The sequence below is a fragment of the Catenulispora acidiphila DSM 44928 genome, assembly GCF_000024025.1.
In the GTDB taxonomy this organism is placed as follows: domain Bacteria; phylum Actinomycetota; class Actinomycetes; order Streptomycetales; family Catenulisporaceae; genus Catenulispora; species Catenulispora acidiphila.
Genome location: NC_013131.1, coordinates 3,786,071 through 3,805,810 on the forward strand (window position 1 = coordinate 3,786,071; position 19,740 = coordinate 3,805,810).

The 19,740-nt window shown below is 71.3% G+C and carries 11 protein-coding genes; 7 read left to right on the forward strand and 4 right to left on the reverse strand.

The window, feature by feature from the left end:
• Positions 1 to 60: 60 nt before the first annotated feature.
• Genes CACI_RS17030 through CACI_RS17040 form a run of 3 tightly spaced genes read left to right on the forward strand, consistent with a single transcriptional unit; the run spans position 61 to position 3,410 of the window.
• A complete protein-coding gene (locus CACI_RS17030) occupies positions 61 to 792 on the forward strand; it encodes a thioesterase II family protein (protein WP_012787625.1) in 732 nt (243 codons plus the stop codon).
• 24 nt (positions 793 to 816) lie between these two features.
• Complete coding sequence (locus tag CACI_RS17035; RefSeq protein ID WP_012787626.1) at positions 817 to 2,718, forward strand: non-ribosomal peptide synthetase; 1,902 nt, start codon at positions 817 to 819, stop codon at positions 2,716 to 2,718.
• A 35-nt stretch (positions 2,719 to 2,753) separates the two neighbouring features.
• Complete coding sequence (locus CACI_RS17040) at positions 2,754 to 3,410, forward strand: VOC family protein (protein WP_012787627.1); 657 nt, start codon at positions 2,754 to 2,756, stop codon at positions 3,408 to 3,410.
• A 9-nt stretch (positions 3,411 to 3,419) separates the two neighbouring features.
• Here the strand turns inward: CACI_RS17040 and CACI_RS17045 are convergent, their stop codons facing one another.
• On the reverse strand, positions 3,420 to 5,768 hold the full coding sequence (locus tag CACI_RS17045) for a lantibiotic dehydratase (protein WP_012787628.1): 2,349 nt from the start codon (positions 5,766 to 5,768) through the stop codon (positions 3,420 to 3,422).
• A 91-nt stretch (positions 5,769 to 5,859) separates the two neighbouring features.
• Here CACI_RS17045 and CACI_RS17050 point away from each other — a divergent pair, with 91 nt between their 5' ends.
• Together CACI_RS17050 and CACI_RS45675 are read left to right on the forward strand one after the other, a co-directional pair.
• A complete protein-coding gene (locus CACI_RS17050; protein WP_012787629.1) occupies positions 5,860 to 6,171 on the forward strand; it encodes an acyl carrier protein in 312 nt (103 codons plus the stop codon).
• Between the two features lie 13 nt (positions 6,172 to 6,184).
• On the forward strand, positions 6,185 to 11,626 hold the full coding sequence (locus CACI_RS45675) for a non-ribosomal peptide synthetase (RefSeq protein WP_012787630.1): 5,442 nt from the start codon (positions 6,185 to 6,187) through the stop codon (positions 11,624 to 11,626).
• A gap of 33 nt (positions 11,627 to 11,659) precedes the next feature.
• On the opposite strand, the gene CACI_RS17060 is transcribed toward CACI_RS45675, so the two are convergent.
• The 3 genes from CACI_RS17060 to CACI_RS17070 form a co-directional block, all read right to left on the reverse strand.
• Positions 11,660 to 12,682 (reverse strand): alpha/beta fold hydrolase, encoded by a 1,023-nt coding sequence (locus CACI_RS17060; protein WP_012787631.1) that lies wholly within the window; start codon positions 12,680 to 12,682, stop codon positions 11,660 to 11,662.
• Between the two features lie 82 nt (positions 12,683 to 12,764).
• Entirely contained in the window at positions 12,765 to 16,049 is a 3,285-nt protein-coding gene (locus CACI_RS17065; protein WP_012787632.1) for a condensation domain-containing protein, read from the reverse strand.
• Positions 16,050 to 16,103: 54 nt separating this feature from the next.
• On the reverse strand, positions 16,104 to 17,663 hold the full coding sequence (locus CACI_RS17070) for an AMP-binding protein (RefSeq protein WP_012787633.1): 1,560 nt from the start codon (positions 17,661 to 17,663) through the stop codon (positions 16,104 to 16,106).
• Positions 17,664 to 17,827: 164 nt separating this feature from the next.
• Between CACI_RS17070 and CACI_RS17075 the strand changes: the two genes are divergently transcribed.
• On the forward strand, positions 17,828 to 18,976 hold the full coding sequence (locus CACI_RS17075) for a winged helix DNA-binding domain-containing protein (RefSeq protein ID WP_012787634.1): 1,149 nt from the start codon (positions 17,828 to 17,830) through the stop codon (positions 18,974 to 18,976).
• 149 nt (positions 18,977 to 19,125) lie between these two features.
• On the forward strand, positions 19,126 to 19,638 hold the full coding sequence (locus tag CACI_RS17080; protein ID WP_049871611.1) for an RICIN domain-containing protein: 513 nt from the start codon (positions 19,126 to 19,128) through the stop codon (positions 19,636 to 19,638).
• Positions 19,639 to 19,740 lie beyond the last annotated feature (102 nt).

The window sequence follows — 19,740 nt, forward strand, 5'->3', positions numbered from 1 at the left end:
GCTCTCTAACCCAACCTCGCTAGCGTCCACCCGGCTGCCCGACACCCGCAGGGAGGATCCGTGACGCAACCGTCCACGCGCTGGCTGCTGCAGGAGCCGTCCCCGGGTGGACGTCCGCTGCTGTTCGCCTTCCCCTACGGCGGTTCCGGCGCGTCGTCGCTGCGCCGCTGGCCCGGACGGATCGGCGAGGCCGAAGTGCACGCCGTGCAGCTCCCGGGACGCGAGAACCGAATCAAGGACCTGCCATGCCGAGACTTCGCCGCCTTCGCCGAGGAGGCGGTCCGCGAGCTCGGTCCGTACCTGGACCGGCCCTACGCGGTCATCGGTCACTGCATGGGAGCCCTGCTCGCCCACGCCTTCACCTTTCGCGCCCAACAATCCGGCGCACCGATGCCGAACCGCCTGTTCGTCTCGGCATCGCTGGTCCCGCAGCGCGGCTTCTACGGGCTCTACCATCCCTGGATGTCCGACCGCCGCATCGCGCAGGAGCTGCGCCGGGTCTCCACCGGCCTCGGTGACGGCGAGCTGCCCGACGAGGTCGTGGCGCTGTCGGTGCCGGTCCTGCGCCGCGACGTGCGGATGTGCCTGGACTACGCGCCGCCGCCGCAGCCGGTCGACGTGCCGGTGACCGCGATCGGCTGGTCGCGGGACCTCGACGTGGGTCCGGCGGACCTGGCCGAGTGGCGGCAGCTGGCCAAGAGCCGCGAAGTGATGCTCCCCGGCGAGCCGCTGGCGTTCCTGACCGCGCCGCGCGAGCTGCGGGCGGTCGTCGAGGACGACTTCGAATACTGACGCTGACCCAGAAAGGAAGGCGCCGTGATCAGCGTTCGACGATCGGGCACCGATCCGTCCCTCGAGCGTGCCGACGTCCCGGTGGACTCCGGCACCCTTCCGGACACCCTGACTACCCTGACCACTCTGCTGGCCCGGACCGCCGCCGCGTACCCCGAAGCGCCGGCCGTCAGCGACGACCAGACCACCCTGGCCTACGCCGCCCTCGCCGAACGCGCCACCGCCGTCGCGGCACTGCTCGCTACGCACGGCGTCGGGCCCGAGGACCGCGTCGGCATCCACCTGCCGCGCGGCATCGGCGCGATCGCCGCCGTCCTGGGCACGCTCGTCGCTGGCGCCGCCTACGCACCGATCGACCCCGGATACCCGCGCCTGCGCAGGGAACAGATGGCCCGCGCCGGGAGGCTGCGCCTGGTGCTCACCGAGCCCGGCGGCGCGGGGCGGCTGCGACGCGTGGACGTGCCGGTCGTCGAACTGGACTGGCGCGAACTGCCCGCCGCGCCCGAGAAGTTCACGCCGCCCGAGGTCGCACCGGCCCGGGCGGCGTGCGTGTTGTTCACCTCCGGATCGACCGGGACTCCCAAGGGCGTGGTCCTGGAGCACCGGCACATGGCCTCGTTCGCCACAGACACCGCGATCCCGCCGCTGCGCCCCGGCGATCGCACCGCGCAGTCGTCGAACCTGTCGTTCGACACCTTCACGTTCGAGGTGTTCCGCAGCATCGCCGGCGGCGCGCAGATCGTCGTCCTGCCGCAGATGGCTGATTTGATCAGCGCCGACCTGCAACGCCAGTTGCGCCGCCACCGGATCACCGCGATGCTGGCGCCCGCGATCGCGCTGAACCACCTGGCACGGCACGACCGGGAGGCGTTCGCCTCGCTGCGCCTGCTGTGCTCCGGCGGCGACGTGCTCCTCGCCGACACCTGCCGCCAGCTGCGCGCGGGCGGATTCGCCGGGGAGTTGTGGAACCTGTACGGACCGACCGAGGCGACGGTCGCGTGCACCGGGCAGCCGGTCGCGGACGGCACGGAGTTCGCCACGCGCGTGCCCATCGGCGCGACGGTCGCCGACGCACGTTTGTATGTGCTCGACGATACGTTGACCCCTGTCGCACCTGACGGCGCGGGGGAGCTGTACGTAGGCGGTCCCGGCGTAGGACGCGGCTACCTCGACCAGCCCGCCGCGACCGCGCAACGCTTCGTCGCCGACCCGTTCGCCGCCGACGGCAGCCGCATGTACGCCACCGGCGACCGGGTCCGTCTGGGAGTCGGCGGCGCGCTGGACTACCTGGGCCGCGTGGATTCCCAGGTGAAGGTCGCCGGACACCGGGTCGAGCCCGCCGAGATCGAACGCATGCTGTATCAGCACCCAGAAGTCCTCGAAGTGGCGGTCGCAGGTGTCGGCGCCGCAGACGAGTCCGAGCATCCTGATTCCTCTGACCAGGCAACAAGGCAGACCCGTCTAGTGGCGTTCGTCATCCCCGAATCCGACGCACTCGCCCCGGCGACGCTGCGTGCCTTCCTCGCCGAACGCCTGCCGCCGCAATACGTCCCCGGCGAGTTCGTCGTCCTGGAGTCGATGCCGCTCGACGCGCACGGCAAGCGCGACTGGGAGCAGCTGCGCGACCTGGTCGCCGACCGCTCCCGACGCCGCCGCCCCTACACCGCGCCGCGTACCGGGACCGAGCGCTACCTCACCGGACTGTTCGAAGAGCTGCTGCGCGTGGAGGCGATCGGCGTGCAGGACGACTTCTTCGGACTCGGCGGGCATTCGCTGCTCGCGGCACGAGTGCGCATGCGGATCCAGCGGGACCTGGGCACCACGCTGCCGCCGCACGCCGTGTTCGAGAACAGCGTCGTGGCGGACCTGGCAGCGCTGGTGGACGGCGTACCCGGCGACACGCCGGCGGTCCCGGCGGCGCGGTAGTCGCCTCATCAGCGTCCGGATACTAGATTGCGGGTGTGTCAGAGCTCGAATGGATTACACCCGCACAGTTCCACGCCGCTGAGGGAGTGGACGACTGGCGGGTCCTCGCATTCGGCGTGTGCGCCCGCTTCGCCACCGACACGTTCTCCGCTGCGGCGGACCTGGCCGCCGCCGTCAGCGCCGTGCCCGGACTCGACGGCGCGAACCCTGGGCTGGACGTCCGCTCCGACGGCGTGACGATCCAGTTGCGCGCCGAACCCGGTCACGGCATGCGCGCCGGCGACATCGCGCTGGCCCGCCGCCTGTCCGCCGTCGCCGTCGCGCACGGCGCCCGCCCGGAACCCGCCACGGTGCAGGAGCTGAACATCACCGTCGACGCGCTGACCGCCGCCGACATCATGCCGTTCTGGTGCGCGGTCTTGGGCTACGAGCAGCGCGGCGACGAGGATCTGGTGGACCCACTGGACCGCGGTCCGTCGTTCTGGTTCCAGGACATGGACGCCCCGCGCCCCCAGCGCAACCGGCTCCACGTCGACGTCTTCGTCCCCCACGACCTCGCCGAGGCGCGCGTGGCTGCGGCACTCGCCGCCGGCGGACATCTGGTGTCGGACAAGCACGCACCGTCGTGGTGGGTCGTGGCCGACGCCGAGGGCAACGAGGCGTGTATCGCCAGCTGGATGGGACGCAGCTGAAGGCTGGAATCAGACCTCTGTAATAGGCCGCTCGGCGATCAGACGCAGCTCCGCCGTGTACCCCTCCCCGGCGGCGTCCCGCAGCCACAGTCGCTCCGGCTTGGGCAGCATCTCCGCGACCGCCACGGTCCCGCCGCCGCCCTCGCCGGCGGTTCGGCGGATCGAGCGTGCGAGTAGGTTCACCAACGGCAAACTGCGGAAGTCGAGCGCCATCGGCTTGCGTTCGCCGGGGATGCGGATGAAGGCGCGTTCCGGCAGGTCGGATTCGATGCGCCAGCGTCGTGCCGCCGCGTAGCGTCGCCGCTCGTCCTTCTGTAGTGCCCATGCCAGCGACTCCGCTGGGAAGGTCCACGTCTCGCGAGCGATCGTGAGCCGGTCGATGGTGATCCGGGGGCGGTGGCGCACGGCGGCGAAGGGCTGGAAGGCGTCGGTCAGCAGTGCCGACAGCGGGTCGGCGATCGCCTTCAGCAACGGCTGCTCCACGCTGCCGTCCCGGTGCCGTACCACCAGCTCGCCGTCGCGGTCATGGACCAGAAGATCGAGTACTGACACAACCCGCGCGCCTGGCGGCGGCTCCATGGACTCCATGCCGATCGACACGAACAGGCTGTCCGGCGACACCAGCTCGACGGCGCGGCCCATGCGTGCTGTCGTCTGCGCGGTGTCGAGCCGGGGGATGATCACCATGCGCTCCGGCGGTCCGAAGGCGATCGCGGCGGCGCGTAGCCGGTCCTGCGCCGGATTCTGCTCATAGAAGCAGCGCATCTGCACAGTGAGCGCAGCGCAGTGCAGCTCGCCGAGCGTGAAGTCGATGTCGCCGCGAGCCAGTGCTTCGGCGTCGGCAGCGCTGAGCATCAGATCCGGGCAGTGCATCCCCGCCAACGCCAGGCGCGGCTCGGCGAAGGCGAATTCCTTCGCTGCCGCCTCGGAAATCTCCGACGACGTCACGCCGTGCCGCGCCGTGCGGTCGAAGTCCTCCGCCGACAACCCGAGCACCCGACGCCACCGCGCTTGCAGCTCCGCCGAGGTCTCCGCCACGATCTGCGCCCCGGCGCCGCCCGCCGCCAGCCGGGCGATCTCCGGCATCAGGGTCGTGAGGAGCTGGAACATCGGCATCCAGGTCAGCCCGGTGCGCTCGGTCTCGGTCTGGAACAGCTCGCGGGCGCGCGCCTCGTAGCGGTCGGCGACGGTCGCGGCGAGCCAGCGCGCACTGTCCAGGACGATGCCCAGCGGCGGCGCGAGCGCGGCGACGAAGCGCCCGCCGACCCGGACCCCGACGTCGCGGACCGTGTCCTCGTAGACCAGCGTGCGACCGGCGTAGACGCCACCGGGACGCCGGGTGGCGTCCACGCCGGTGATCTCGTGGAAGACGGTCGACAGCTCCGAGGCCGCCGCCAGCACCCGGTCGGCGTCCCCGGCCGCGTCGGCGACCGCGTCCCGGGCGGTGACCAACCGGTCCAGCGGCTCGCGCGCACGCTCGCACACCGCCGGATCGTCGAGCGCTGCGATGCGCTCGGCGAGGTCGTGCTCGGGACGCGCGGTCAGCGCCCCGGCCAGGTCGATGCGCAGCACGCCGGCGGCGCGGAGCTGGAGCAGCGCGGCGGCGACGGCGGGGTCCGGTGGCGTACCCGCGAGGTCGGCGACGGTACGCGCGCCGTCGCAGAGCCCGATGACACGCGCCTGCGCGGCGGTGAGGGTCACCGCCCGGCGGAACGGCAGGCGCACGGTGCGACCGGTGATCGCCGCCGCCGGCGCCAGGCGAGGACGCAGACGCGGCCAGACGTCGGGACGATCGGCCAGCTGGTCGGCGAGGGCGGAGACGGCCCAGTCCTCGAAGTAGGCGGTGCGGCGAGAAAGCAGGCTCGGACCGGGAGTGGCGATCAGACCGACGGAATCACCTTCGCTGCCGTCGATCGCGTCGAACCGAGCCCAGCCGAACGGCCCGAAGAACCCGATGGTGTCGTTCTTGAGGCAATACCGCTGTAGGTAACTGGCGATCACCACCTCTTGCTTGCGGTTCTTCCGACTGCGCGGACCGTCGGCGGCGACCCGGTCCAGGCAGTTGCGAACCACGTCAGGGTTCTGCCACGCCACTGCCTCCCGGAACGCCGGGTCGGCGGCGAGGCGTCGGGTCGCCGCCGTCAGCCGGTCGGAGGCTGCGGCGAACGCCTTCTCATACTGCTCGCGGGCTTCCGGGGCGCCGCCGTCGGCGGCATCCGCTGCGGCTGCCAACTCGGAGTCGCAGAAGTCTTCGACGATGCGGGCGGGGAAACCGGTCCCGCGGACCGCGGCGTCGCGCCACAAGGCCCATCCGGTGTCGCCCAACGGGATGCGGAGGTCTGAGGCCGGCACGGTCACGCCGTCATTGTCCGCGCGCGCCGACGCCCCGGGCTGTTCCCCGCTTTAGGGGACGCCCGGCTGCGACGAGCGGAGCTTTACCGTTCAAGGCATGGGCGATGACGGCTCCTCGGCGCTGGTCGAGGCGGTTGGCCGGGCCGAGCTGGTTGAGCGGACCGAGCCGGTTGAGCGGACCGATCTGGTCGCCATGCTCTGCGGCGTCGTCGCAGAAGTCTGCGAACTGCCCGGCTGCGCGCCGGACGACCGGTTCGCCGACCTCGGCGTGGACTCGGTGCGCGCTGCCGAGGCGGCCGCGGTGCTGGAGGACGCGCTGGGCTTCGGCGTGCCGCTGGAGGCCGTGTTCGCCGCCGGCACGCCTGCCGGTCTCGCGGAGCTGCTGGCGAAGATCGACGACCACGGCTAGGCGGGAGGCGAGCATGGACAGTGCCGCGGGGCGGGACCTGGTCCGGCGGTGGCGGCGGGGAGGCGGCGCGGCTGTGCCCGCCGGTCCGGTGCCGGTGTGGTCGGCCCAACGCAGGATCTTGATGCTGGAGCGGCTGTATCCGGACACTGCCATGTTCACGGTCGCCTTCGCCGCGCGGCACGCCGGGGAGCTGGACGAGGCGCGCTTCGACGCGGCGCTCGGCGCGGTGCTACGGCGGCACGCGGCGTTGCGGACGTCGTTCGCGCACACCGAGTCCGGACCGGTCGGAACGGTCCGCGATGCTGCCGATCTCCGGTGCCGGTGGACGGATGCCTCGTCGATGGCTACGGCCGTGGAACTCGCTGAGCGCGCGGCAGCCGAGCCCTTTGACGTCACGGGATCGCCGGGACCGCTGCTGCGGGTTCACGGCTTTCGTCTTGCCGGCGATGAGCGGCTGCTGGTGTTCGTCGCGCATCACTTGGTCTGTGATGGCGGCTCTTTGCCGATCCTGCTCGCCGATCTGGACGCCGCTTATCAGGGCACGTTGACGGACGTTCCGCCCGGCGTTCCCGCCCCGCCGCAGTCTGACGCTCGCGCGCTGGGGTGGTGGCGTACGCAGCTCGCCGGGCTGCCGGACCTGGACCTGCCGAGCGACCGGCAGCGTCCGGCGCGTCCGGACTTCCGGGCTGGTTCGGTGCGGCTGGACCTCGGATCGGAGCTGACTGAAGCCGCCGAGCGCTTGGCTGCCGCACAGGACTCGACCCTGTTCTCGGTCCTGCTCGCCGCCTACCAATTCCTGTTGTCGGTTCACACCGATCAGGACGACTTCGGCGTGGGCGTCGCAGAAGCCGGACGTTCCCGTCCCGGCACGCACGGCGCCGTCGGCCTGCTCACGAACATGCTGGTCCTGCGCGCCGACCTTGCCCGACGCCCGACGTTCCGCGAGTTGGTCGACCGTGCGCGCGATGCGTATGCGGCGGCTTGGGCGCATCGCGCGGCGCCGTTCGAGGACATCGTTTCTGCCCTTGCCCAGGGCGGCGCGCCGAACGGGTCGCCGCTGTTCCAGGCTGGGCTCGCCTACCACGGACGCCGCGATACGCGGATGCTTGCCGGCGCGCCGTTGGAGCCGGTTTCGCTGTCGCGTGGGGGACTGGGCTACGACGTCGAGCTGCATCTGTGGCGAGATCGCGATGGCGTCACCGGTAGCTGGGACTACGCTGCCGAGCTTTTCGATGCAGAGACCGCGCAACGAATGGCTGATGCGTTCCCGCTTCTACTCGCTCGCGCCCTAGGCGATCCCGATCAGCCGCTGGATCGCCTCGATCCGCTGTCGGAAAGCGACCGCGCGGCGATCGCGACCTGGTCGGCTGGCGCTGTCCCCGACCTGCCTGACGGCGCGACCGCCCTTCACCACCTCGTCTCCGCCCAAGCCGCCGCCACCCCCGATGCGCTCGCGCTCACCGACGGCATCAGTGAACTGACCTACCGTGCTCTCGACACCCGCGCGAACCGTCTCGCTCACCGCCTACGCCACGAACACGGCGTCCACTCCGGCGATATCGTCGCCGTCCGCATGCCGCGAACCGCCGACCTGATCGTCGCGCTCCTCGCCGTGCTCAAGACCGGCGCTGCCTACCTGCCGATGGACCCCGCCTATCCGGCTGATCGCCTCGACTTCATGCTTGCCGACAGCGGCGCGCGGGTTGTTGTCACCGAAGTCGACTTCGCAGGGCTCGATGACGCACCCGGCGAGCTTGTCGAGCTAGAGGTCGAGGCAAAGGTCGAGGTCGGCGCGAGCAGCCCGGCCTACGTCCTTTACACCTCCGGCTCCACCGGTCGCCCCAAAGGTGTCCTGCTCACCCACGCCGGCGCCGTCGCCATGGTGCGCTGGGGCATGCGGAGCTTCGACCGTGCGCATCTGGCGCGCGTGCTGTGCCCGACCTCAGTGTCCTTCGACGTGTCCGTCTTCGAGATCTTCGTCCCGCTCGCCGTCGGCGGCACGGTCGTCCTGCTCGACGACGCCCTCTCGCTGCTCGCCGGTCCCGTGCCGGAGGCGACGATGCTGGTGACCGTGCCCTCGGTGGCGCGGCTGCTGGTCGCCGAGCGCGCCGTGCCTCCGGGGGTGCGCGACGTGCACTTGGCCGGCGAGGCGCTGACCGGGCGCGTGGTGGACGATTTGTACGCGACCGGGCACGTCGTGTCCGTCCATAACCTTTACGGCCCGACCGAGGACACCACCTACGCCACCTGGGCACGCGTCGCGCCCGGCGAGCCGCCGCCGATCGGGCGTCCGCTTGACCACGAGCACTGCTATGTCCTGGACCGCGCGCTGCGACCGGTGCCGGTCGGGGCGGTTGGCGAGTTGTATCTGGCGGGGCGCGGGCTCGCGCTGGGCTATCTGAATCGGCCGGGTGCGAGCGCCGAGCGGTTCGTCGCGGACCCGTTCGCCGCCGAGCCCGGGCAGCGGATGTACCGGACCGGCGATCTGGTGCGCTATCGGGCTGATGGCGCGCTTGTCTACCTCGGGCGCCGCGATTTCCAGGTCAAGCTGCGCGGGCAGCGGATCGAGCTCGGCGAGATCGAAACGGTGCTGCATCGGCATCCCGGCGTCCGCGATGCCGTGGTTGCCCTGCACGGCGATCGCCTCGTCGGCTACCTGGTGGGTCGTAGCGGCGCGCCGGAGTCGCTCGATCTGGAAGACATCCGCGCCCACGCCCGCGCCGCCCTCCCGGAGGCGATGGTTCCCGCAGTTCTCCTGGCGCTACCCGAGCTGCCGCACACCCCCAACGGCAAAGTGGATCGCAGAGCTCTGCCGATTCCCGCCGGCTCCGGTGGCGGCGGGGAGCCACCTGCCGGTGCTGCCGAGGAGGTTGTCGCCGACGTCTGGCGCCAAGTCCTCAAAGCCGATGCGCTGTCCCGCGATGACGACTTCTTCGACCTCGGCGGTGACTCGCTGCTCGCCGGACAGGTACTCAGTCGGCTGCGCGAGCGTATCGGCGTGCAAGTCCCGCTACGCCTGCTGTTCGAACGCTCCCGGCTGTCCGAGCTCGCCGCGGCGCTGCCTTCCGGTCGCGCTCCGGTCGCGCCTCGGTCGCCCGACGCCGAGCCGGTCCTGTCCTATGACCAGACGCGGCTGTGGATGGAGCACCAGCTGCGTCCTGCCGTCGCCTACAACGTGCACGGACGCCGGCGGCTGCGCGGCACGCTGGATGTGGACGCCTTCCAGCGCAGCGTCGCGGCGATCGTCGCGCGTCACGAGTCGCTGCGCACCACGTTCCCGATGGTCGCCGGGCAGCCGGCGCAGCTCGTCGCCGATCCCGATCCGGACTGGCGTGCGGAGGTCGTGGAGGCCGCCGATCTCGCTGAAGCCGGCGTGCTCGCGGATGAGCAGGCATCGGCCGCCTTCGATCTGGCTGCCGGACCGCTGTTTCGAGTCCTGCTCGTACGGCTCGGCACGGACGACTGGCTGCTGGCGCTCACGATTCACCACATCGTCGCCGACGCTCGCTCGGTTGAGCTGTTCCTGCGCGAACTCGCCGCGCTCTACGCGGTTGGCGGCGATCCGGACAAGGCTGAGCTGCCCGAACTCACTGTCCAATATCGCGATTACGCCTTCTGGCAGCGCGAATCGCTCAGCGGAGATCAGCTCGCTGAGGAGGTCAGCTATTGGCGCGACCGACTCACCGGAGCGCCCCCCGCCATCACCCTGCCCACCGCGCGCCGCCGCACGCCGAATCAGGGTGCTGTCGGCGGACGCCTCCGGTCGCGGCTGGACGCCGACGCCTCCGCTGCGCTGCGCCGCATGTGCCGCGCCGAGGGCGTGACGCCGTTCATGGCGATGCTGGCGGCGCTGGCGATGGTGCTGCGGCGCTGGACCGCTCAGGACGACCTGGTGGTCGGCGTCCCGGCGAGCACGCGCGACGACGCCGGATGCGCCGCGCAGATCGGGTTCTTCGTCAACACCCTGCCGCTGCGCGTGCGGATCGAAGGTGATCCGGCGTTCGCCGACGTGCTGCGCATGGTGCGCCGCGCTGCCGTCGACGGGTACGTCCGCCACGGCCGCGCGCCGCTGGAGGTGCTTGTCAGCGAGCTGCGACCGCCGCGCGATCCGGCGCGGACGCCGCTGTTCCAGGTGGTGCTGAACCTGATCGAGGACGTCGAGCGGGAGTGGCAGCTGCCCGGCATCGCGGTGGAGGAGGTCGAGGCGGCGGCGCAGCCGAGCAAGTTCGACCTGGCGGTCACGGTCGTGGACGGCAGGGGAGCGTTCGAGTTCGATGTCGCCTACCACGCCGATCGCTACGACGCGGCGATGGTTGAGGCGCTCGTCGCACAGATGCGGGAGTTGGTCGCGGCGGTCGCGGAGGATCCGGCGGCGAGGATCGCCGGGCACGCGCCGACCGAGGTAGCGACGTCGTTCCCGGCGGCGGAGTTCGCCGATCAGTACGGCATCGGCGCCGACGACCGCGTGGCGGTACTGTCCGCGGACCCGGACCTGAAGGCGTTCGCGGCGAGCCTCGCCACCGCAACCGGCGCGCTCACCGACTTCGCCGACCCAACGGTCCTGTTCGCCTCCGCGCCACATCTGCGTGCCTGGGACACCGAGTTCGCCTCACTGCGCTGCGTCATCCTGGCCAACGACGGTGATCTGCCCGCTCGGGACGTCGTCGAGATCCGCCGCCGCTCGCCCGGCTGCCGCGTGATTGCGGTCCACCGTCCGAGCGGTGAGGGCGCTTTCGCCTCCTACGACGTCCCGGCGGACTGGTCCGTGGCAACGGCTCCACTGCGCGTCCCGATCGGCACGGTGGCAACAGATGCGCCGATCGGCGAGGTCTGGACGCTGCCCAGCGGTGAGCCCGTGCGGCTGCGCGCCGACCGCGTCCTCGAATTCGCCCACCCCGAGGTCCGCGACCCGCTGGAAGCCGTCGCCGCGCTGCGCGAGATGCCCGGCGTCCGCGACGCCGTGGTGGTGGACCGCGAGGACGGCAGCGTCGTCGCCTACGTCGCCGCACCCGACGGCGCCGACCCCGCGCTGATCCGCCGCCAGCTGATCGCGCACCTCCCCGAGACGCTGGTGCCGCGCGCCGTCGTGGTCCTGGACCAGCTCCCGCTCGGCACCGACGGCCGCCCCGACCTGACCGCCCTGCCCGAACCAGCAGCCGTCCCCGCCGGCGCCGACCGACCGCGCACGCCGATCGAGCAGCGCCTGGTCGAGGTGTTCGAGGAGTTGCTGGCGGTGGACGGCATCGGCGTCCACGACACCTTCTTCGAACTGAACGGCTTCTCGCTCCTGGCAACCCGCCTGACCTCCCGCATCCGCGAGCTCTTCGACGTCGAACTCCCCCTGCGCGAGGTCTTCGAGGCGCCAACCGTCGAAGGACTGGCGCAGCTGGTGGTGCAAGCCCAGCTTGACGCAGTCGGCGACGCTGCCGTTCTGGCGCTGATGACTGATCTGTAGCCGAGTGGTGTTGGCAGCCGATTGGTGTTGGCGCTATTCGTGCGGAGTATGGTCCAAGAGCTGGCGCAGCGCCGCGCCGATGAAGGCTGCCGCCTGCGGGTCGCCGCCGCCTGCTGCGAGATGGCCCCAGACACCGGGAATGACGCGGAGGTCGGCGTCGGGGATGTACCCGGCGCTCCACTCCTCGTCCTCGGGCGGGAAGTACAGGTCTTTTTTGGACGGCATGAGCAGTGCCTTCGCGGTGATCGATGCCAGGGCGGCCCGCGTGTCACCGCCGAAGCCGGGGGTCTGCCCGACGTCGGCGTGCTGCCAGGTCCAGATCATCGCGAGCAGATCGTTGGCGTCCCAGTCGGCGAAGTTGGACTCCCAGAATCCGATGAGGAAGTCCTCCAACGTGGCGAACCCGAGCTGCTCATACTCGCGCTGCCAGTAGAACGCCTGCGACAAGCCCCAACCTGCGTAGACCCGTGCGAACGCCCGAAGCCCCGTGCGGGGCGGTTCGGCGTAGTCGCCGCCGTTGAACGAGGCGTCGGCGGTCAGCGCCGCGCGGATGCCCTCCAGAAACACCTGGTTGTGCGGGCTGGTGTGGGACGAGCCGGCGATGGGTGCCAGGCGCTCCACCATGTCCGGATGGCTGACCGCCCACTGGTAGGCCTGACCCGCGCCCATCGACGTACCGACGGCCATGGCCAGGCGCCCGATGCCGAACCGCTCGGTCACCAGCCGGTGCTGGGCCCTGACGTTGTCGTACATCGTCGTGTGGGGAAAGCGCGCACGATCGTGGGGCGGCGCGGTGTTGCTCGGCGAGCTGGACAAGCCGTTGCCGAACAGATTGGGGACGATCACGAAGTACCGCTCCGTGTCCAACGCCTTGCCCTCGCCGATCAGCCACTCGTTGGCTTCGTGAGTGCCCGCGAACCAGGTCGGAAAGACGATCGCGTTGGACTTGTCGCCCGACAGCTGTCCGTAGGTCCGGTAAGCCAGCCGGGCACCGGGCAGCACATCGCCGTGCTGGAGCGCGAAGTCGCCAAGCTCGAACAGTTCATGATCAGCCATGCCCCACCACAAGGTGAAGCGCGTTGGCCTTATTCCGGGCGCCCCAAAGGAAACCGGCCTGAGCAACCGCTCTGACCGCTCCTTAGTCCGCAGCGGTGATCTCCGCCAGCAGTCCCTCCAAATCCTCGCCGCCGAAGGCCTCGCTCTGCGCTCGCAGGATGAGCTGTGCGAGCCCTTCCACGGTCGGCGCCTCGAACACGTCGCGCAGCGACAGCTCCACGTCGAACAGGTCGCGGATGCGAGAAGTCAGGCGGGTCGCCAGCAGCGAGAAGCCGCCGAGTTCGAAGAAGGTGTCGTGGACGCCGATCCGGTCCACCGCCAGCAGCGCCGCCATCACGTCCACCAGCTGCTGCTCCATCGGTGTGCGGGGCGCGACGTACACCTCGGTCGCGGCGCCGGGGTCGGTGCGCGGCAGCAGCGCCACGTCGTGGTCACCCTCGGCGGTCAGCGGCAGTGCGCCGACCACCACCAGCGCGCCGGGGATCAGCCACTCCGGCAGCCTGCTGATGAGGTAGCGGCGGATTCCCGAGGTACCCGCGTCCGGATCCGGGCCGACCAGGTAGGCGACCACGATCGCGTCGCCCTCGTCGCCGACCTGCTCGGTGACCAGTGCGTCGCGGACCTCCGCGACGTCGCGCAACGCCGACGCCGCCTCGGCGAGGTCCTGCCCCGGGTCCGCGCCGGCCAGGCCGGTGTACTCCAGGACGCCGTCGGCGCGCCAACGGCCCAGGTCGCCGGTGCGCCGTCCGTCGGCGCGGATCTCGGCGATCTCGCCGATCGCGGCCGGACGCCCCGAGGGATGCGGCAGCCCGACAGCGCCGGTCCCGAGCGGGACGCGCAGCGGCGCCGAGGCGACGGTGAAGTCTGCGGGGACCGCGTAGACCGCGACCGGTCGACCGTCCTGCCCGACCCGGTACAGGCTCACGCAGCGGCAGTCCGGTGACAGCAAAGCCGCTGCTTCGACATCGTGCGGCAGGAAGTCGCCGGCGTTGTCGACCAGCGCGAATCGCAGCGTCGGCAGGCGCAGGTCGGCAGCGGCCAGCGCGCGGATCAGTGGCGGCGCGGTGTAGAGAACGCTCACCGCCTGCGAGCGAAGCCAGTCGCCGAGTTCTGCGACGCCGCCCGCCGGAGTCAGCTCGGTCATGACCAGCGTCGCGCCCGCGCTCAGTGCGCTGGACAGCGCCGAGACGAGCAGACCGGGGCTCGTTGCCGGAGCGGCGAAGCGATCGTCACGGCTGAAGCCGAAGCGTGCCACGGCCCAGTCGTCGCGTTCGTGAGTGGTGGCTTCAGATTCTGCCGCAGGTAGTGGTTCCTTGAGGTCCTCGAACAGGGTGCTGAGACCCTCGGTCTCCTCCGTGTCAAGGAGCTGCGATAGTCCGAGGAAGCTCGCAGGGACGCCGGCCGCAGGCTCAGTCACGGTGAATTCCAGACCTGCCTTCAGGCAGCCCAAGACCGTCGCGACGAACGCGGCGGTGGGATGCCGGGCGATGCCCACGCGTCCCGGCTCGGCCTCCCGCGCGCCGAGGAACGCGGCGACCCGGTCGGCGGCGCGCGCCAGCCACCGGTAGCCGTGTTCGCCGTCGGCGCCGACGACCGCGACGCGATCAGCCTGCTGAGCGAAGCGGTCCACGGCGAGATGCGGGGTCCAGGCGGCTGCGGTGGCGTTTCCATCGGCAGAGCCGGAAGCATCGGAGGAGTCGGCGGCAGCTCCCGGAGCCCCGCCGAGCTCCGACACCGCCCGCCCCGGATCCTCGAGCGCGTCCCGCACCAGCGCGACCACCTGCGCCAGCAGCTCACGCATCATCGAGCCGTGATACCGGTCGGCGTTGAACGCCAGGTCGAAGCCCAGCCGTCCGCCGCGCTCCTGCGCGGTGAGCGCGAGGTCGAACTTGCTCGGCAACGCCGGCAGCTCCAGCGGCTCGACCGCGATCCCGGCGACCGTCTCGGCCTCCGGCGGCCCGATCACGTTCAGCAGCGCCTGGAACAGCGGGGTCTGGCGCGGGTCGCGCGGCGCCTGGAGCTCCTTGACCAGCACGTCGAAGGGCGCGTCGGCGTTGGCGTAGCCGTCCAGCGCGGCCTGGCGCACCCGAGCCAGCAGGTCGCCGAACGACGGGTCGCCGCGCAGGTCCACGCGGACCGGCAGGGTGTTGACGAAGAAGCCGATCAGCGCGTGCGTGCCGGCGTCCGCGCGCCCGGCGATCGGCACGCCGACCACCACGTCGCGCCGTCCGGACCAGCGTCCCAGCGTCGCGCCGAGGGCCGCCAGCAGCACCATGAACGTGGTCACGCCGTGCTTGCGCCGCAGGTCGCCCAACGCCGCCGACTCCGCGCCGGTCAGCTCGGCGCGGGCCCGCTCGATGCCGCCGCCGGGGACCGCCAGCCGCCGTGACACCGGCATCGCCAGTACCGGCGGCGCACCGGCGAGGTGGTCGCGCCAGTAGGCGAGCTGCCCGGTGAGTTCCTCGCCGGCGATATGCGCGCGCTGCCAGACCGCGAAGTCCGGGTACTGGACCGTCAGCTCCGGCAATCCGGCGCGCTCGGGGTCGCCGCCCGCGGCGTACAGCGCGAGCAGTTCCCGGACGAACAGACCGATCGACCAGGCGTCGGCGACGATGTGGTGCACCGTGACGCTGAGGACGTATTCGGGCTCTGCGTCGGTCGCGCCATTGGTGCCGCCGCCGCTGCCGTCACTACCGTCCACCGCGACCAGCAGGCAGCGGAACAGCGGCCCGAGCGCCAGGTCGAACGCCGTCTCAGCCTGCCGGTCCGCGAGCCGCAGCGCCGCCGCCAGGCTGTCGGTGCGCGCCGTCTCCAGGCGCCACTGCGCGTCCGGCGGGTCGACGATCTGCACCGGCTGCCCGTCGATCACCGGGAACCGGGCCCGCAGCGCGTCGTGCCGCGCCACGATCGCCGCGACGCCGGCTTCCAGCGCCGCGACGTCCACCGGTCCGGCCAGGCGCCGGCGGCCGTGCACGTTGTAGGCGGTCGGCGGCAGCAGCTGGCTCTCCAGCCACAACCGCTCCTGGTCGAAGGACAGCACCGGCTCGGCATCGGCGGGGCGGCGCGTCAGGGCACTGCGCCGCGAGGCGGACTCGGCCTGGACGCGGGCGGCCAGGGCGGCGACGGTCGGCTCCTGGAAGACGTCCTTGACCGGGATGTCCACGCCGAGCGTCTTGCGGATGCGGGAGACGACCTGGATCGCCTGCAAAGAGGTGGCGTCCAGGCTGAAGAAGTCGTCGAGCGCGCCGACGTCGGGGCGGCCCAGGATGTCGCGCCAGATGGCGGCGACGGCCTCCTCGTACGGTGTGCGCGGCGGTACCGCGCCGGCCGCTCCGGCTTGGTCGTGAGCCTGCGAAACGTGGGCCATGACTGCACGCTACGAGAGACCCCGTCTGCGCGGATGTCACGCAAATCCGGGATATCAAAGCTGCAACTGCCGCGACCCCCAATGCTCTGATATCAGGGTCGCGCGATCGATCTTGCCGTTGACGTTCAACGGCAACCGGTCCAGCGCGACCACGGTGTCCGGGACGGAGTACCCCGGCAGCCGAGTGGCCAGCGTCGCGCGCAGATGGAGCGGGTCTGGTCCGTGGTCGACGGCATCCGGCGGCCGCGCATAGAACAGCGCCAGGTGTTCGTAACCGCCGGACGCCCCGGTCAGCGCCACGACCGCACAGGCCGTGCCGGGCGCGGCGGCGTGCACCTCGGCCTCGATCCCGTCGAGTTCGACCCGGTGTCCGCGCAGCTTGATCTGACGGTCGGTGCGCCCCAGGAAGAAATGCCGTCCTTGTTCGTCGACCGTGCCCATGTCGCCGCCGCGATAGACGCGGACGCTCCGGTCCCCGTCCTGGACCTCGGTGAACTTCGCCTTGGTCAGCGCGTCATCGGCGAGGTAGCCGCGGGCCACTCCGGCGCCGGCCATGCACATCTCGCCGGGCTCGCCGGGCTCACAGCGCCGGTCGCCGTCCATGACGAGGATCTCGGTGTACGGGACGACCCGGCCCAACGGGATGCCCCGCTCGTCGTCGCAGTCGGCGAGCGTGACGCGGTGCGTGGTGACCACCATGCACACCTCGACCGGGCCGTAGCAGTTGTAGAACTCGATGTCGGGGTGGCGGCGCAGGAAGGCGCGCGCGTGCTCCGGCGACATCCGCTCGCCCCCGACGTAGAGACGGTGCAGCCCGGTGAAGCAGTCGATGTCCTCGTCGACCAGCAGATGGAACAGGGAGGTCGTGAGCCACAGGGTATTGACACCTTGGACCTCGATCAGCTCCGTCACCGAGTGCGGAGTGAGGAAGTCGTCGGCGACCGGGACGCACGTGCCGCCCGAAGTGAGCACGCCCCAGAGCTCGAACGCGGCGACATCCCAGGTCAGATACGTCGACAGCGGCGTGACGCAGCCCGGCGTGAACGCCATCGTGCCCGTCGGATCGAACAGCCGCATGGTCGCGCTGTGCGGCGACAGGACTCCCTTGGACTCGCCGGTCGTGCCCGAGGTGAAGAAGACACAGGCGGTCGCGCCGGCGTCGGTGTGTTCGAGCCCGACGGTGGCCTGATCGTCAGAGTCCGCGGCTCCCGCGCCCGCCAACGGCGGCGGACACCACACATCCAACCCCAGCCGCTCGGCCGCCTCCCGATGGTCCGGGCCGACCACCACCGGCGACGTGCCCAGCTTCGCCAGCACGTCGGCGATCCGCGCGTCCGGCCAGCGGTGGTCCAGCGCGGCGTAGGCGGCGCCGCACTTCAGGATCGCCAGCAGCGCCGGCGGCAGTTCGGGGGAGCGGGTCATCAGCACCGGGACGAGGTCCCCGGCGCGCACGCCCCGGCGGCGCAGCTCGCGCGCCCAGGCGTCGGCGGCGCGGTCCAGCCGCGCGTAGCTCAGCACGGTCCCGTCCAGGCCCAGCACGGCCGGGGCGTCCGGGTGCTCGGCGGCGATCCGGGAGATCGCGAGGTGGAGGGGGGTGATCGGTGTCCTGGTCATCGGTGGCCAGGGTGCCGTGTCCGGTTCGGCCCGGTACAGTCCTTGTTCGCGCGACATGACAGAAGTGCCGCTCATCCGTAGCTTCACGCCCGGAATCGGCGGGATCCGCCACCGGGGACCGCCACCGGGATCCGCCGCCGGCGCGACGACACGCGAGGGACACGATGGGCCTGACCGACCGGGAACTGAATCGCGCGACCCTCCAGCGGCAGCTGCTGCTGCGGCGCGAGCGGCTCGACCCCGCCGAGGCCGTGCGCCGCCTGGGCGGACTGCAATCGCAAGAGCCGGCCTCGCCGTACCTGGCGCTGTGGACCCGCCTGGCGAAGTTCGACCCGGCGGCGCTCGACAAAGCGTTCGCCGACCGCACCGTGGTGAAGGCCTCGCTGATGCGGCTGACCCTGCACACCGTGCACGGCGCGGACTGGCCCGCCTTCCACGCGGCGATGCTCGCCAGCCTGCGCGCGTCCCGCCTGAACGACCGCCGCTTCCTGAGCACCGGTCTGACCGCCGAGGACGCCGACGCGCAGCTGCCGGACCTCGCGCGTTTCCTTAGCCGCCCCCGCAGCGCCGAAGAGATCGAGAAGCGCCTCGCCGAACGCCTCGGCGTCACCGAACCGCGCGCCTGGTGGGCGCTGAAGATGTACGCACCGCTGCACCACGCGCCGACCGGCGGACCGTGGACGTTCGGCGCCGAGTCACCCTCCTTCCAAGCGGCGAGGGGCGAACTCGACCCGAAGCAGCACACTGAGGCAGTCCACACCCTGCTCCGCAGCTACCTGCGCGCCTACGGCCCGGCGACCGCGCAGGACTTCGCGCAATTCACGATGCTGCGACAGCCCCTGGTCAAACAGGCGCTCACCGAGCTCGACGGCGAAGTCGTCCCGGTGAAGGGCCCGAACCGCATGAACCTGTTCGACCTCGCCGACCTCCAATCCGCCTCCGATCACCCCGACGCCGACACCCCCGCCCCGCCCCGCCTCCTCCCGATGTGGGACGGCACCCTGCTCGCCTACGCCGACCGCACCCGCATCGTCCCCGCCGAATACCGCTCCCTGGTGATCCAACGCAACGGCGACGTACTCCCGACCCTCCTGGTCGACGGCTACGTCGCCGGCGTCTGGCGCCCCACCGAGGGCGGCATCGAGGCAACGGCGTTCCGCAGCCTCGACAAGGACACATGGTCCGGCCTCGCCACCGAAGCAGCCGCCCTGAGCCGCTTCCTGAGCAAGCGCGACCCCGGGCTGTATCAGCGGTATGCGCACTGGTGGACGAAGGGCATGCCCCGCGCGGAAGTCAGGATCCTGCCGGGCTAGCGCGCGACTCCGCGCCCCGATCCACTGCTCACCCTTGTCCTGTTCCGTTCAACGGAACGGGACACGACAGTTCCGACACCTCCCTTGCAAGCTGAGCGTCGTCCGAGCACGGAGCTCGGTACACAGCCCACCAAGGGGGAGAAATGCGTATGCGACGCAAGATCGCGGCGATCGGAGTGTCGATGGCGGCGGCGGTGTCCGCCGTCGTGGTGTCCAGCGGATCGGCCAGCGCCGCGCCGTTCCCGTTCCAGGAGATCGGGGTGTTCAACTCCAGCCACTGCCTGGACAACGCGACCGAGATCGACTCGGTCCTGCAGATGTGGTCGTGCACCGGCGGGGACGAGCAGCAATGGGCCGAGGAGTTCGACACCAACACCAGCACCTACTACTTCGTCAACCTGAACACGCACCGGTGCATCACCGCGCCGCCGGCGCAGGGCCGGGTCGACATGGAGCCGTGCCCCCTCAACTCCCCGCCGAACTCGCAGTCCCAGGAGTGGACGATCTTCGACCACGCCTCCGACAACTCCTGGATCGCCTGGCAGAACAAGGCGAGCCACCTGTGCCTGGACACGCCGAGCGTGGGCAACGGCACCGTGCTGGAAGCCGAGCCCTGCAACGTGGCCATCAGCTACCAGAAGTTCACCGAGCGCGGGCGCTGACGGAACCGGCCGGTCCGGCAGAGACATCCCGTCCCGGACTCCGGCGCCCTACCCAGCGGGGCGCCGGAACCCGCACGAGCAGCCTCAGCGAGAACACCCGCC

Bases quoted from the DNA above. Each gene is read 5' to 3' on its own strand.
- CACI_RS45675 (WP_012787630.1), top strand. From the start codon at position 6,185: ATGGACAGTGCCGCGGGGCGGGACCTGGTCCGGCGGTGGCGGCGGGGA.
- CACI_RS17075 (WP_012787634.1), top strand. From the start codon at position 17,828: ATGGGCCTGACCGACCGGGAACTGAATCGCGCGACCCTCCAGCGGCAG.
- CACI_RS17050 (WP_012787629.1), top strand. From the start codon at position 5,860: ATGGGCGATGACGGCTCCTCGGCGCTGGTCGAGGCGGTTGGCCGGGCC.
- CACI_RS17065 (WP_012787632.1), bottom strand. From the start codon at position 16,049: ATGGCCCACGTTTCGCAGGCTCACGACCAAGCCGGAGCGGCCGGCGCG.
- CACI_RS17080 (WP_049871611.1), top strand. From the start codon at position 19,126: ATGCGACGCAAGATCGCGGCGATCGGAGTGTCGATGGCGGCGGCGGTG.
- CACI_RS17060 (WP_012787631.1), bottom strand. From the start codon at position 12,682: ATGGCTGATCATGAACTGTTCGAGCTTGGCGACTTCGCGCTCCAGCAC.
- CACI_RS17070 (WP_012787633.1), bottom strand. From the start codon at position 17,663: ATGACCAGGACACCGATCACCCCCCTCCACCTCGCGATCTCCCGGATC.